This is a genomic window from Bacillus sp. GbtcB10, assembly GCF_019091365.1.
Classification (GTDB): Bacteria; Bacillota; Bacilli; order Bacillales; family Bacillaceae; genus Bacillus; species Bacillus altitudinis.
Map to the genome: position 1 here is coordinate 237,678 of NZ_JAGXJP010000001.1, position 13,641 is coordinate 251,318.

The 13,641-nt window shown below is 40.6% G+C and carries 12 protein-coding genes and 1 other annotated feature; of the genes, 10 read left to right on the forward strand and 2 right to left on the reverse strand.

Features of this window, described 5'->3' with window-relative positions:
- Positions 1–71: 71 nt before the first annotated feature.
- The 9 genes from KVT11_RS01250 to KVT11_RS01290 all read left to right on the forward strand — a co-directional run bounded on the left by KVT11_RS01250 (position 72) and on the right by KVT11_RS01290 (position 9,914).
- Complete coding sequence (locus KVT11_RS01250; protein WP_024720058.1) at positions 72–1,010, forward strand: beta-ketoacyl-ACP synthase III; 939 nt, start codon at positions 72–74, stop codon at positions 1,008–1,010.
- A 21-nt stretch (positions 1,011–1,031) separates the two neighbouring features.
- A complete protein-coding gene (gene fabF, locus KVT11_RS01255; RefSeq protein WP_007499040.1) occupies positions 1,032–2,273 on the forward strand; it encodes a beta-ketoacyl-ACP synthase II in 1,242 nt (413 codons plus the stop codon).
- Positions 2,274–2,350: 77 nt separating this feature from the next.
- On the forward strand, positions 2,351–3,145 hold the full coding sequence (locus KVT11_RS01260; protein ID WP_039963423.1) for a DUF2268 domain-containing putative Zn-dependent protease: 795 nt from the start codon (positions 2,351–2,353) through the stop codon (positions 3,143–3,145).
- 170 nt (positions 3,146–3,315) lie between these two features.
- Positions 3,316–4,296, forward strand: coding sequence for an ABC transporter ATP-binding protein (locus KVT11_RS01265; protein ID WP_046527013.1), 981 nt, complete (start codon positions 3,316–3,318; stop codon positions 4,294–4,296).
- 23 nt (positions 4,297–4,319) lie between these two features.
- Entirely contained in the window at positions 4,320–5,315 is a 996-nt protein-coding gene (locus tag KVT11_RS01270; protein WP_029575386.1) for an ABC transporter ATP-binding protein, read from the forward strand.
- Between the two features lie 85 nt (positions 5,316–5,400).
- The gene (locus tag KVT11_RS01275; RefSeq protein WP_217608974.1) at positions 5,401–7,035 is read left to right on the forward strand and encodes a peptide-binding protein; all 1,635 of its coding nucleotides are present in this window, start codon (positions 5,401–5,403) and stop codon (positions 7,033–7,035) included.
- Positions 7,036–7,112: 77 nt separating this feature from the next.
- Positions 7,113–8,063, forward strand: a complete 951-nt coding sequence (locus KVT11_RS01280; protein ID WP_007499031.1) for an ABC transporter permease — start codon at positions 7,113–7,115, stop codon at positions 8,061–8,063.
- A gap of 33 nt (positions 8,064–8,096) precedes the next feature.
- Positions 8,097–8,996 carry an oligopeptide ABC transporter permease gene (gene opp4C, locus KVT11_RS01285; protein WP_210552462.1) on the forward strand — a complete coding sequence of 300 codons (900 nt, stop codon included), beginning with the start codon at positions 8,097–8,099 and terminating at the stop codon, positions 8,994–8,996.
- A 165-nt stretch (positions 8,997–9,161) separates the two neighbouring features.
- On the forward strand, positions 9,162–9,914 hold the full coding sequence (locus tag KVT11_RS01290; protein ID WP_008348490.1) for a YjbA family protein: 753 nt from the start codon (positions 9,162–9,164) through the stop codon (positions 9,912–9,914).
- A gap of 35 nt (positions 9,915–9,949) precedes the next feature.
- On the opposite strand, the gene trpS is transcribed toward KVT11_RS01290, so the two are convergent.
- Together trpS and KVT11_RS01300 are read right to left on the reverse strand one after the other, a co-directional pair.
- The gene (gene trpS, locus KVT11_RS01295; RefSeq protein WP_035700292.1) at positions 9,950–10,945 is read right to left on the reverse strand and encodes a tryptophan--tRNA ligase; all 996 of its coding nucleotides are present in this window, start codon (positions 10,943–10,945) and stop codon (positions 9,950–9,952) included.
- Between the two features lie 53 nt (positions 10,946–10,998).
- Positions 10,999–11,217: a binding site (T-box leader), on the reverse strand.
- A gap of 44 nt (positions 11,218–11,261) precedes the next feature.
- Positions 11,262–11,525, reverse strand: a complete 264-nt coding sequence (locus KVT11_RS01300; protein ID WP_223255625.1) for a DUF3899 domain-containing protein — start codon at positions 11,523–11,525, stop codon at positions 11,262–11,264.
- A gap of 449 nt (positions 11,526–11,974) precedes the next feature.
- On the opposite strand from KVT11_RS01300, the gene KVT11_RS01305 reads away from it, so the two are divergent.
- Positions 11,975–13,633, forward strand: a complete 1,659-nt coding sequence (locus tag KVT11_RS01305; RefSeq protein WP_035392439.1) for a peptide ABC transporter substrate-binding protein — start codon at positions 11,975–11,977, stop codon at positions 13,631–13,633.
- The last annotated feature ends 8 nt before the right edge of the window (positions 13,634–13,641 follow it).

The window sequence follows — 13,641 nt, forward strand, 5'->3', positions numbered from 1 at the left end:
AAAATTAGTACCAGATACTAATATAAGATCACAATATCACATGCTCGTATGAGTAAAAGGAGTCTTATTCAATGAATGCTGGAATTATTGGCCTTGGCCGCTATATACCTGAAAAAGTATTAACAAATCGTGATTTAGAAAAAATGGTTGAAACTTCTGACGAGTGGATTCGTACTAGAACAGGTATAGAAGAAAGAAGAATTGCATCTGATGATGTCAATACATCTCATATGGCGCTTGCTGCTGCAAAAAAAGCATTAGCTGACGCAGATGTGGCTGCAGAAGATATTGATATGATTCTTGTAGCGACAGTTACGCCAGATCAAGCATTTCCGACAGTCGCTTGTATGATTCAAGAGCAGCTCGGTGCACATAAAGCATGTGCAATGGATATTAGCGCTGCATGCGCTGGCTTTATGTATGGGCTTGTTACTGGAAAACAATTTATCGAATCTGGCACTTACAAACATGTGCTTGTCGTTGGTGTAGAAAAGCTTTCTCGCATTACCGACTGGGATGACCGCAACACAGCTGTTTTGTTTGGAGATGGAGCAGGTGCTGCTGTACTAGGAACAGTCAGCGAAGGCAAGGGAATTCTATCATTTGAGCTTGGAGCCGATGGAAGAGGCGGGAAGCACTTGTACTTAGATGAAAAAGATCATACAATCATGAATGGAAGAGAAGTATTTAAATTTGCTGTGAGACAAATGGGCGAGTCAAGCGTAAACGTGATTGAAAAAGCTGGACTATCAAAAGAAGACGTAGACTTCTTGATTCCGCATCAAGCAAACATTCGCATTATGGAAGCAGCACGCGAACGCTTAGAGCTGCCAGTTGAAAAAATGTCGAAAACAGTCCATAAATATGGAAACACATCAGCAGCATCCATTCCAATTTCACTATGTGAAGAAATCGAAGCCGGAAAAATTCATGACGGCGATGTGATTGTAATGGTTGGTTTTGGTGGAGGATTAACGTGGGGCGCAATCGCTATGCGATGGGGCCGATAAAAGAGTGGGGTGCACAAATTAATGGATAAGAAACGAGTAGTTGTTACAGGATTAGGTGCTTTGACACCTCTTGGCAACGATGTAGAGACAACATGGAAAAATGCTGTAGCAGGTGTATCAGGTGTTGGCCCGATCACACGTGTTGATTCAAGTGAATATACAGCAAAAGTAGCTGCAGAACTAAAAGATTTTAACATCGAAGATTACATGGAGAAAAAAGAAGCGAGAAAGATGGCACGCTTCACACAATATGCAGTCGTTGCTGCTCAAAAGGCTTTAGATGATTCACGCCTTGAAATTACAGATGAAAACGCACCTCGTGTTGGGGTATGGGTTGGATCTGGTATTGGCGGACTTGAAACATTCGAAGAGCAATTCGAAGTGTATTCGAATAAAGGAGCAAGACGCGTAAGCCCGTTCTTCGTTCCAATGATGATTCCAGATATGGCAACAGGCCAAATTTCAATTGCTCTTGGCGCAAAAGGGGTTAACTCTTGTACAGTAACAGCATGTGCAACAGGAACAAACTCCATTGGTGATGCCTTTAAAGTCATTCAGCGCGGAGATGCAGATGCGATGATTACAGGTGGAACAGAAGCACCGTTAACGAAAATGTCGTTTGCTGGCTTCTGTGCAAACAAAGCCCTTTCGACAAATCCTGATCCAGATACAGCAAGTCGTCCATTTGATAAAAACCGTGACGGATTTGTCATGGGTGAGGGAGCGGGAATTGTTGTTCTTGAAGAATTAGAGCATGCGTTAAAACGTGGTGCGACCATTTATGCAGAAATCGTTGGCTACGGCTCAACTGGAGATGCATACCATATCACAGCACCTGCTCCAAACGGAGAAGGCGGCGTACGTGCAATGAAAGAAGCCATTCGTGATGCAGGTTTAACAGTGGAAGAAATTGATTATATCAATGCCCACGGAACAAGCACACCGTATAATGATAAGTTTGAAACAATGGCGATTAAAGAAGTGTTTGGAGAGCATGCGAATCAGCTTGCGATCAGCTCGACAAAATCAATGACAGGTCATTTACTTGGCGCAGCAGGCGGAGTAGAAGCGATTTTCTCTGTTCTGGCGATTAAAGACAGTGTCATTCCGCCAACGATTAACCTTGAAACACCAGATGAAGAATGTGATCTTGATTATGTAGCAAATGAAGCACGTTCAAAAGAAGTACAAGTTGCGTTGAGCAACTCACTTGGTTTTGGCGGGCACAATGCGACAATTATCTTCAAAAAATACGAAGCGTAATATGTCTTAAGAAGGCGGCGATCTATAAACAGATCGCCGCCTTTTTGCATATGATGAAAATGGAGGTGTTCAGCGGTATGGGTCTGATCAATACACAATATCTCATTGAGCAATCATCATCATTTCAGGAGCTGGCGGCACGTTTTGTCCCTTATTTTAAAGGTGCGGATAAAAAAGAAGGATCATCTATTCTCGCCCATTTACAACATCATGGGATGGTTCGATCATGGAACGCCTGCCAGGAAATGATCGACAAGCTCAAAGAAAAAGGGTATTTCCAGCTTGTGATGAAAGAATACAAAGCGCTGCAAAAAAAGTGGGGAGGTCCTGATGTCCCTGTCTTTATTTTGCCTGTTAATGAGAGCAGCAAAGAGATCAGAGAACAATTTTACTTTCAATCCGGCATGGCATTTGATGACAAAATCTTTCTTTTTTTATCCCCGCATACACCGAAGGAGCGAATCGGTACGTTGCTGACGCATGAATATCACCATGTATGCAGGTTGCATTTTCTCACGAAAGAAGAAAAAGATTTTACATTCCTTGATACAATCATGATGGAGGGGCTCGCTGAATATGCTGTGTATCATAGATATGGAGAAAGCTATACAGCAAAGTGGACGACTTTATATGACGAATCGCAGCTGCAGCGCATGTACAAGAAATGGGTATCCAGTCACCTTTATCAGAAAGTGCAGGACGACGAAAGGCTGATACAGAATCTCCTTTATGGAAAAGGGAACTACCCCAAAATGCTTGGCTATGCCACTGGATTTTATATCGTGAAAAAGTATTTCGATGAGCACCGAATCAGCGAGGAGTCTATGATTGCGGAGCCAGCGGAAACGTTTTTAAAGGTGATAGAATCGTAAAGACAAACATTCACAAAAAAAGTGACATATTACAATTTTACTAAATACTTCTTGATTTCGTCATGCTGATGTAATAATATACAAATATAAATTTTGATAATTCTTTTTATTCTAAAAAGACGGAATTTTCCGATTCGGTTCATTTGATCTATGGAGAAAGGGGCGAATGCATGAGCACACTGCTTGAAGTGCAAAACTTAAAAACCTATTTTTTTCGAAAAAAGGAACCAATACCTGCTGTTGATGGCGTTGATTTTAGTATCAAAAAAGGGGAAACAGTCGCATTAGTCGGTGAGTCTGGGTCTGGTAAAAGTATTACGTCTTTATCCATCATGGGTCTGATTAATGGGACTGGTGGGAAGATTATGGATGGTTCCATTAAGCTTGATGGAAAAGACCTTGTTACATATAGTGAAAAGGAATTGTGCAATATTCGTGGTAATGATGTATCCATGATCTTTCAGGAACCCATGACCTCACTTAATCCCGTCTTAACCATCGGGGAACAAATAACAGAAATCCTCATTTACCACAAAAAACTTTCAAAAAAAGAAGCGACCAAAAAAGCGATTGACTTGCTAAAGCTTGTAGGCTTTTCCAGGCCAGAACAAATCATCAAAGATTACCCGCACCGTTTATCCGGCGGTATGCGTCAACGAGTCATGATCGCCATTGCGCTAAGCTGTGATCCGAAGCTCCTCATTGCGGATGAGCCGACTACTGCGCTCGATGTGACCATACAAGCCCAGGTGCTGACCTTAATGAAAGATTTATGTTCGACCTTTGGTACATCTATACTTCTCATTACGCACGATTTAGGTGTTGTGTCGGAAGTAGCAGACCGCGTCATTGTCATGTACTGCGGACAGGTTGTTGAAAATGGAACCGTTGAAGAGTTGTTTGATCAGCCGCTTCACCCATACACAGAAGGACTGCTTGAATCCATTCCAGTCATTGACGGAGACATTCAGCCATTAACGGCGATAAAAGGAAATGTCCCTGCGCCAGATCAGCTTCCCGCAGGATGCCGTTTTGCGCCAAGATGCCCGAAAGTAATGGAACACTGCATAGGTGAATTGCCCAAACTGACAACCTTTGAAAATGGTAGAAGCGTCAGGTGTTTCTTATATGAGGAGGCAAGCCAAACATGACACTTGCTGAAAATCAACCATACATGACAGATCGATCTGAGAAAGAAACCATCCTGGAATTAAAAAATATACGAAAACACTTTCCGATTAAAGCTGGCGTGCTGCAAAAGAAAGTAGGAGCAGTCAAAGCGGTTGACGGCATCGACTTAAACATTTATAAAGGTGAAACGTTAGGCATCGTTGGAGAGTCTGGATGCGGTAAATCCACATTAGGACGGACGATGATTCGTTTATATGAACCAACAGAAGGACAAATTCTATTTAAAGGGCAAGATATTTCTCATGTATCTGAATCAAAACTAAGACAATCAACAAGGAAAAACATCCAAATGGTTTTTCAAGATCCCTTTGCATCACTCAACCCTAGAAAAACACTTCGAAGTATCATCAAAGAACCCTACAAAACACATCACTTATATTCCTTAAAAGAAAGAAATGAAAAAGTAGAACAGCTTTTATCCAAAGTCGGCCTTCACCCAAGTTTTGCGAATCGATACCCGCACGAATTCTCCGGCGGACAAAGGCAACGGATCGGTATCGCTCGTGCACTTGCCATGAATCCTGAAATGATCATAGCAGATGAGCCTGTTTCAGCGCTTGACGTCTCCATTCAGGCGCAGGTCATCAATTTGATGGAAGAGCTTCAAGAAGAGTTTGACCTCACGTATCTATTCATCTCTCACGATCTCAGTGTGGTCCGCCACATTAGTGATCGAGTGGGCGTCATGTATCTTGGCAAAATGATGGAACTGGCGGATAAGCATAGCCTGTACGATGATCCGCTTCATCCGTATACACAGGCGCTTTTATCTTCCGTTCCAGTCACCCGTAAAAAAGGTCAGGTGAAAAGGGAACGGATTATGCTGCAAGGGGATTTACCAAGCCCTGCTAATCCGCCAAAAGGCTGTGTGTTTCATACAAGATGTCCGCATGCGAAAGAAGTCTGTAAAGAAAAAGTACCACAATTTCAAGAATTAAAAACGAACCACTTTGTGGCCTGCCACCTCTACGACGCTTGATCACGCTTGTATGATCTCATCTTTGAGAGGGGGGATAAAACGGGCTTCTGTCATCATTTTTTAAAAAAGATAGGGGGAATTGTCTATGAAAGATAGAAAGAGAAAGTCCATTTTGGTCAGTTTGCTGCTGATCTTTACATTGATCCTTGCTGCTTGTTCTGGTGGAAATAAAACGTCTGGAGACAGTGAAAAGAAATCCACAGGTAAACCTGTACAAGGCGGCGATCTTGTCATTGGTTCGATTGCAGAGCCTTCATTATTTAACTCACTTTACTCAACAGACGTAGCAAGTTCTGATATTGAAGAAAGAATCTATAGCTTTTTACTACAAACAGATGGAAAGCTTAACCCACAGCTGGCGTTGGCAGAAGATATTAAAGAAACCGATGACGGCAAACAGTTTGATGTGACCATTAGAAAAGGCGTGAAGTTTCATGATGGAGAAGAACTGACTGCTGATGATGTTGTGTTTACATACAGCATTCCGATCAATAAGGATTACAATGGTGAGCGTGGATCAGGCTTTGAAGTATTAGAGTCTGTCAAAAAAACAGGGGACTATTCGGTCGAATTTAAGCTGAATAAAAAAGACCCATATTTTTATAATGTCACGCTAGGAAGCTATGGCATTTTACCAAAGCATATTTTAGGTGATGTCCCTATAAAGGATCTTGGCGAAAATGAATTTAACCGAAAAAATCCAATCGGCTCCGGCCCATTTAAATTTGCCGAGTGGAAAGAAGGGGACTATGTCAAACTAGAAGCTTTTGATGATTATTGGGATGGACGCCCATACCTTGATACAGTCACCATTAAAACGATTCCTGATCAAAATGCAGCCATGGCTCAGCTATCCGCAGGTGATATTGATTTCTTTGCAGTACCTGGAGCAGAACTGCAAACAGCTGAAAAAGTTAGTAACATCAAAATCGAATCTGATCTAGGGCTTAATTATTCATATATTGGCTGGAATCAGAAAAACGAATTGTTCAAAAGTAAAAAAGTCCGTCAAGCGCTTACCCATGCCATTGATCGTCAAACGATTGTCGATCAAGTGTTAGATGGAGACGGGAAAGTAGCCAACATCCCAGAAAGCCCGCTGTCATGGAACTACCCTAAAAATGAAAATGTCCCAGTATTTGAATTTGATCAAGAAAAAGCGAAAAAGATGCTGAAGGAAGAAGGCTGGGAGGATACAGATGGAGATGGTTATCTTGATAAGGACGGTAAGAAGTTCTCCTTCGTCTTGAAGACGAACCAAGGAAACAAAGTCCGTGAAGATATTGCTGTCGTTGTCCAGCAGCAGCTCAAAGAAATTGGCATTGAAGCAAAACCGCAAATTGTAGAATTTAGTGCATTAATCGAACAAACAACCCCGCCAAAATGGGATTATGATGCGTTATTACTCGGCTGGAGCTTAGCGACATTCCCTGACCAATACAGCATTTTCCATTCAAGTCAGTCTGAAAAAGGCTTAAATAACATTTGGTATAAAAATGAAGAAGTCGATAAACTGCTAGTTGATGCCAAAAACTTGAGTGATCGTAAAGAGTATTCAAAGGCGTATGAAAAAATTTATGAGCTGATTGCAGAAGACCAGCCGTATACGTTCCTTTATTATGCCAACTCACATCGTGCGATGCCATCTAATCTACAAGGCTACTCTTACCACCCAAAAGATGAATATTACAAAATCGAAAAATGGTGGATTGAACAGTAGTCTGCTAGTGAAGAAGGGGAGGGGTCTCCCCTTTTTTCATCATAGTATGGCCATCCGATGAAAAAGGAGTTGTGCATATGGTTACATATATCATTAGAAGGACACTTCTTTCCATCCCAATTTTGTTTGGTATTACGATTTTGTCCTTTGCGATTATGAAAGCAGCACCAGGCGATCCGATGTCACTCATGATGGACCCGACCATTAGTGCCGCAGACCGGGAAGCCTTTATTGATAAGTACGGCTTGAACGATCCTGAATATGTGCAATATATGAAATGGCTCGGCAATATGCTTCAAGGTGACTTTGGCACATCCATTGTAAAAAAAGGAACGCCCGTGGCTGATTTGATTTTTGCCCGGCTGCCTAATACTCTCATCCTCATGATCTTTTCTACATTAGTTGCCCTGATTATTGCCATCCCATTTGGTGTTCTTTCAGCAAAACGTCCGTATACAAAACTTGACTATGGTATTACGGTTACATCATTTATCGGACTGGCTATTCCGAATTTCTGGTTTGGTTTGATCCTTATAATGGTGTTATCAGTGAATTTAGGATGGTTTCCGACCGGGGGTGTCTCTACCTTAAATGCAGATTTTAATCTATTTGACCGGCTTCATCATATTATTTTACCGGCCTTTGTTTTAGCAACGGCTGATATGGCCGGCCTTACACGTTATACAAGGTCAAGTATGCTCGATGTGATGCGGCAGGATTACATTCGCACGGCGCGAGCGAAAGGTTTTAGAGAGAACAAAGTCATCTTCAAACATGGATTGAGAAACGGTCTGATGCCTGTTATTACGATCTTTGGACTCATGATTCCATCCTTTATTGGCGGCGCAGTCGTGGTGGAACAAATCTTCACATGGCCAGGGCTTGGGAAACTGTTTATCGATTCTGCTTTTTCAAGAGATTATCCCGTCATTATGGCGATGACTGTTATCTCTGCTGTGCTCGTGGTCGTTGGAAACTTAATAGCGGATATTCTCTATGCGATCGTTGATCCGCGTATTGAATATTAGAAGGGAGCTGAGGCACAATTGGCACAACCTAATATGGGAACACCTCCTGTTGATCTCAAATTAAAAGAAGGCCTTCCGCCAAAACCAGAGACGATGCTTCGTTTATTTTGCGAGAAATTTTTCAAAAATAAATTGGCGGTTGCCGGCTCCGCTATTTTATTGGTCATTATCTTTTCGGCTATTTTCGCCCCGTTGATCGCACCTTACGCACCGGAACAGCAAGACTTATTGAAACGGCTACAGCCTCCAAGTGCAGAGCATTTTATGGGAACCGACAAGTTTGGCCGAGATATTTTTTCAAGGGTGCTATACGGAGCGAGGGTGTCTCTATTAGTTGGCTTTGTCTCAGTAGTCGGAGCCATCACCATTGGTACCGTCATTGGGGCGGTAGCGGGATACTTTAAAGGCTTTGTCGATTCTGTGCTCATGAGAATGGTGGATGTGGTATTGTCTATTCCAGATATTTTTCTCTTGATCACGCTAGTGACAATTTTTAAACCGGGTATTGATAAATTGATTTTAATCTTTGCGCTGACTGGCTGGACAACAACCGCCAGGCTGATCCGCAGTGAATTCTTGTCACTTCGCACAAGAGAATTCGTACTCGCAGCAAGAACGATCGGAACGAAAAACCATGTCATCATCTTTTCGCATATTTTACCGAACTGTATCGGCCCTATTATTGTGTCTGCTACATTAAAAGTCGGTTCTGTTATTTTAGCTGAGTCGACACTTAGCTATCTAGGGTTCGGCATCCAGCCTCCAACGGCGAGCTGGGGAAACATGCTTCAAGATGCACAAAATTTCTCCATTATGGTGCAAGCATGGTGGTATCCACTGTTCCCAGGTTTACTGATTCTACTTACCGTTTTATGCTTTAACTTCTTAGGTGATGGACTGAGAGATGCCCTTGATCCTAAAAAGCTAAAATAAGGTTCTGCTTATAGAAAATCGTGAAAGGACTCTGCGAGACGTTCTTCTTTTCCCAGGAAATAAAGCCGTCCTTCCGTCAGGGAGAAGTTTTAATAAAGTTGGAATAATTTCTCTATCCCTTGCCCATACTGTGGACAACAGTTTTTAAAAAGTGAGGGATTGGTTATGTTATTTCTTCATGACGTATGGGTGAATTGGTTTGAAGGGGAAGAGAATGGCTATAATGTGTGCCACTTTCATGAGTGGCGCAAGGAGGACAGCGTGGAGCTGTTAGATCAAGTACCTTTACTCAAGGTGCAGAGTCCTTTGTTTGATTACATAGAGAATGATCTATCAGAGCTGCCGAAGACGCTGCTAGAGTCTGTATTTGAGAAATCATATATTCGAAAAAATCATGAACGCCGTAAATTAGAGTATTGCTTTGTGGTCACGGACGGGATTAGAATCATTGCTGTGGATACGATTGGTTATTCCATCCCTGTGAGAAAGAGCCGATTGATTCCAAGACAGGAGCAATTGGTGTATGAAATGGTGAAAGATGTGAAGGCAGAGGAGTATGAATTCACAACAGATAGCCTTGAATCGACGAAAGAATATCACATCCTATCATTACCACCGCAGCATATCAGCGGATTAACGAGAAAAGAAAGACAGCTGAAGCAGCTGATGTTTATGGCGTTAGATCAACTAAAGGGGCTTCAAAACCGGGCAGAAATTGCCTATTGGTATACAGAATGGAATCCGCGCATGTACAACCAGATCAAACGAATGTCTTTCGAGGAAATTTGGAACATGCTTTATAACGAAACCATTGATGGATGGTCAGAAAACCATTTAGCCTTTTGTGAAAAAATGATTAAAGGACAGCCATTTTTTGAAAAACTTTGGGAAATGGAAAACGAATCGAAAGTCAATTAGAAAAAGCTTGCAGCTGAATATGCTGCAAGCTTGTTTTATTTGCGTTTCCGGCCAAGACCCATCGCATTCTCCATTTTTTTCAGCATTTTGTTTGCCGTACGGTTCGCTTTTTCAGCACCTTCATCTAAAATGCGGTCAAGCTCTTCTGATTCAATGAGTTCATAATAGCGATCTTGAATCGGTTTTAATGCATCCACAACAACGTTCGCAAGATCTCCCTTAAATTCACCATAACCTTTGCCTTCGTATTTTTGTTCAAGCTCTGCAATCGATACGTTCCCTAATACAGAATAAATCGTCAGCAAGTTGGCAATTCCAGGTTTGTTTTCTTTGTCATATTTGACGATGCCTTCTGAATCAGTCACAGCACTTTTGATTTTCTTTTCAAGCTGCTTTGGCTCATCTAATAAGGTAATGAAGGATTTTTGGTTCGGATCAGATTTGCTCATCTTTTTCGTTGGGTCAGTTAAAGACATAATCCGAGCGCCTTCTTTTGGAATTTTGACTTCAGGTACAGTGAAGATGTCATTGTACTTTCGGTTAAAGCGTTCAGCAAGCGTTCTCGTTAATTCAAGATGCTGCTTTTGATCTTCTCCTACAGGAACTAAGTCCGTACCGTATAACAAAATATCGCCAGCCATTAATGGCGGATACGTTAATAGTCCTGAAACGACTGCTTCCTTACCAGCAGATTTGTCCTTAAATTGAGTCATTCTTTCTAATTCCCCAATATAAGCGACACATTGCAGCATCCATCCTGCCTGGGCGTGGGCAGGTACCTCTGATTGGATAAACAATGTTGCCTTCTCTGGATCAAGCCCCACTGCCAAATAAAGAGCGGCTAAGCTTCTAATATTTTGTCGAAGGGCTAAACGATCCTGACTCACCGTAATGGCATGCTGATCGACCACACAAAAGTAGCCGTTGTAATCATGCTGAAGATCGACAAATTGCTTCATCGCTCCAATGTAGTTCCCCAATGTCACAGAACCGCTAGGCTGAATGCCTGAGAAAATCGTCTTTTTTGTCATACTAAAACCTCTTTTCTTCAATATAAAAAGGCCCACCCATCACTTTTCAACAGAAAAGGGACGAATGAACCGTGGTACCACCCTTGTTATTTCAATCCGAAATCACTCAAGACGTTGATATCGGAGACTGCTCCGTCTAAGCCTACTGACTCTGTCAAGTGTTCGGTTAGCTGCTCCAAAGCCCATTCCATACATGCCATTATCTGCTTGCACCAACCGCAGACTCTCTGTAAATGGTGAATATATGTACTCTTCTTTTTCATCGCAAAAATGTAATTTCATTCATTATAAATAAGCAAAAATCAAAAGTCAAAACCTACATATAATAAATCAAGAGCAATATTAACATTTCAATGAGTAAACTCAAACCTAATGTTCTTAAGGTTGAAAAGTTACTTTGAAAAGATGATGATAAATGTTTGTTTAAACTGTCATCAACATGGTCCTTTTGCTTATTTAAAGAATCAAACACCTTTCGGAAGCTGTAAGATATTTGATCAAAAAATCCACTTTTTAAAGTGATGAACGATAACCACACTAGCAAAGTGCCAGAAGCTAAATAAAATGTGATGTTAATCATGCTTAAGAAAGATATGTGCCCATAAAAGAGGAAGCTTAAAATGAAAACAAGGCCATTAGAACTAAGTAAAAGAATAAAAAATCTAATAACAATCACTCCTGCGCATTAAAACTTTACTGTACTAAAATAGCAATAAAAACATTTAATTCAAGACTTTCACTATATAAGAAAAACGAAACAAGGAACGAAGCTGTTGTTTTAATCAATTTCTTGATATCAGTTTACAATGAATCATGAAGATTGCCAATTGTATAGACAGGATTACCTCTGATTAGGTATTTAAGATCACAAAATCTCAGAAAAATAACCAAATTATTTCAATTTTTTAATAAAAATATTAAAAAACAGTGGAAATATGAAAATTTTCTTAAAAAAATGAATGCACAATTACTTATTTGCTAGTATAATAGTTCCTGTAGTTCATTTATGAAGGGGAGGTCAACAACTAGATGAAAAAGTCTAAATTTTCACTGCTTTTAGTTTTTTTATTGGTGCTGACTATTTTTGTATCTGCATGTTCAGGTAAACAAAGTAGCGACAAGGGCACTGCATCCAAAGATTCAAAACAAGAGGCTACAATTTTAGAATCACAGGAAATGCCTGCAATGGATACAATCCAAGCGAGTGATACAATCAGTTTTACGACTATGAATAACGTGTTTGAAGGTTTGTATCGTTTCAACGATAAAGAAGAATTAGTGCCTGGTATGGCTGATGGGGAACCAGTTGCTAACAAAGATAAAACAGTTTACAACATCAAAATTAAAGATGCAAAATGGTCTAATGGTGACCCAGTTAAAGCTCAAGACTTCGTATATGCATGGCAACGTGCTTTAGATCCAGAACAAAAGTCTGAGTATGGCCCATATATGATGGTTGGTAAAATTAAGAATGCTGATAAAGTATACAACAAAAAAGCAAAGCCTGAGGAACTAGGAATTAAAGCTGTAAGCGATAAAGAACTGCAAATTACACTTGAAAAACCAATTCCTTACTTCCAATCTCTGCTTTCATTCCCAACATTCTACCCAGTGAATGAAAAGTTCGTTAAAGAACAAGGTGACAAATATGCGAAGACTGCAAAGAACCTTGTATACAACGGACCATTTGAACTTTCTTCTTGGGATGGCCCACAAGCAACTACTTGGGAATACAAAAAGAATGAAGAATATTGGGACAAAAAGAACGTCTCTATGACAAAACTTACTTTTAAAGTATCTAAAGATCCACAAGCAGCTGTTAACGCATTTGAAGCGGGAGAAGCTGATATTACACCTAAATTATCAACACCTGCCATCATCTCTCAATACGAAGGTGATAAGCGGATGAAAAGATTACTAGAACCTACTGTGTTCTGGTTGAAAATGAACCAAGGAAATAAATCTTTAAAGAATGAAAACGTTCGTCGCGCAATTGCAACGGCAATTGATAAAGAAGCGTTTGTAAATGATGTGTTGCAGAATGGTTCAGTTGCTGCATACTATCAAATTCCAAAAGATTTCGTACATGATGAAAGCGGAAAAGACTTCCGTGATGGAATGCCTAAATACTTAGAAACTAATAAAGATGAAGCGAAAAAGCTTTTTGAAAAAGGGTTGAAAGAATTAGGAACGTCTAAAGTAACGCTTAATTACTTAGGTGATGATTCTGAGACAGCTAAAACAATCGGTGCTTTCATTAAAGATCAGCTCGAGAAAACTTTACCTGGCTTAGATATCAATATTCAAAGTGTTCCTTTCGCTACTCGTATTGATCGTGATAAGAAAGAGGATTACGATCTTCAGATGGCTGGATGGGGTCCAGATTACCTTGATCCGATCACGTTCTCTGACTTGTTCATCACAGGTGGCGGAAACAACCACATGGGTTACTCAGATAAAAAATATGATCAGTTGTTAAAAGATGCATCTGGCAAATTAGCTGCAAAACCTGAAGAACGCTGGAAAGCTTTACAAGAAGCTGAAAAAGTATTATTACAAGATGACGCAGCACTTTCACCAATTTATCAGAGAGCAACTAACTATCTGATTAATAACAAAGTAAAAGGATTTGTCATTCACAAAGTTGGACCTGAATTCAGCTACAAATGGATGAAAATTGAAGGATAATTAACAAT

Bases quoted from the DNA above. Each gene is read 5' to 3' on its own strand.
- KVT11_RS01250 (WP_024720058.1), top strand. From the start codon at position 72: ATGAATGCTGGAATTATTGGCCTTGGCCGCTATATACCTGAAAAAGTA.
- fabF (WP_007499040.1), top strand. From the start codon at position 1,032: ATGGATAAGAAACGAGTAGTTGTTACAGGATTAGGTGCTTTGACACCT.
- KVT11_RS01260 (WP_039963423.1), top strand. From the start codon at position 2,351: ATGGGTCTGATCAATACACAATATCTCATTGAGCAATCATCATCATTT.
- KVT11_RS01265 (WP_046527013.1), top strand. From the start codon at position 3,316: ATGAGCACACTGCTTGAAGTGCAAAACTTAAAAACCTATTTTTTTCGA.
- KVT11_RS01270 (WP_029575386.1), top strand. From the start codon at position 4,320: ATGACAGATCGATCTGAGAAAGAAACCATCCTGGAATTAAAAAATATA.
- KVT11_RS01275 (WP_217608974.1), top strand. From the start codon at position 5,401: ATGAAAGATAGAAAGAGAAAGTCCATTTTGGTCAGTTTGCTGCTGATC.
- KVT11_RS01280 (WP_007499031.1), top strand. From the start codon at position 7,113: ATGGTTACATATATCATTAGAAGGACACTTCTTTCCATCCCAATTTTG.
- opp4C (WP_210552462.1), top strand. From the start codon at position 8,097: ATGGGAACACCTCCTGTTGATCTCAAATTAAAAGAAGGCCTTCCGCCA.
- KVT11_RS01290 (WP_008348490.1), top strand. From the start codon at position 9,162: ATGTTATTTCTTCATGACGTATGGGTGAATTGGTTTGAAGGGGAAGAG.
- trpS (WP_035700292.1), bottom strand. From the start codon at position 10,945: ATGACAAAAAAGACGATTTTCTCAGGCATTCAGCCTAGCGGTTCTGTG.
- KVT11_RS01300 (WP_223255625.1), bottom strand. From the start codon at position 11,525: ATGATTAACATCACATTTTATTTAGCTTCTGGCACTTTGCTAGTGTGG.
- KVT11_RS01305 (WP_035392439.1), top strand. From the start codon at position 11,975: ATGAAAAAGTCTAAATTTTCACTGCTTTTAGTTTTTTTATTGGTGCTG.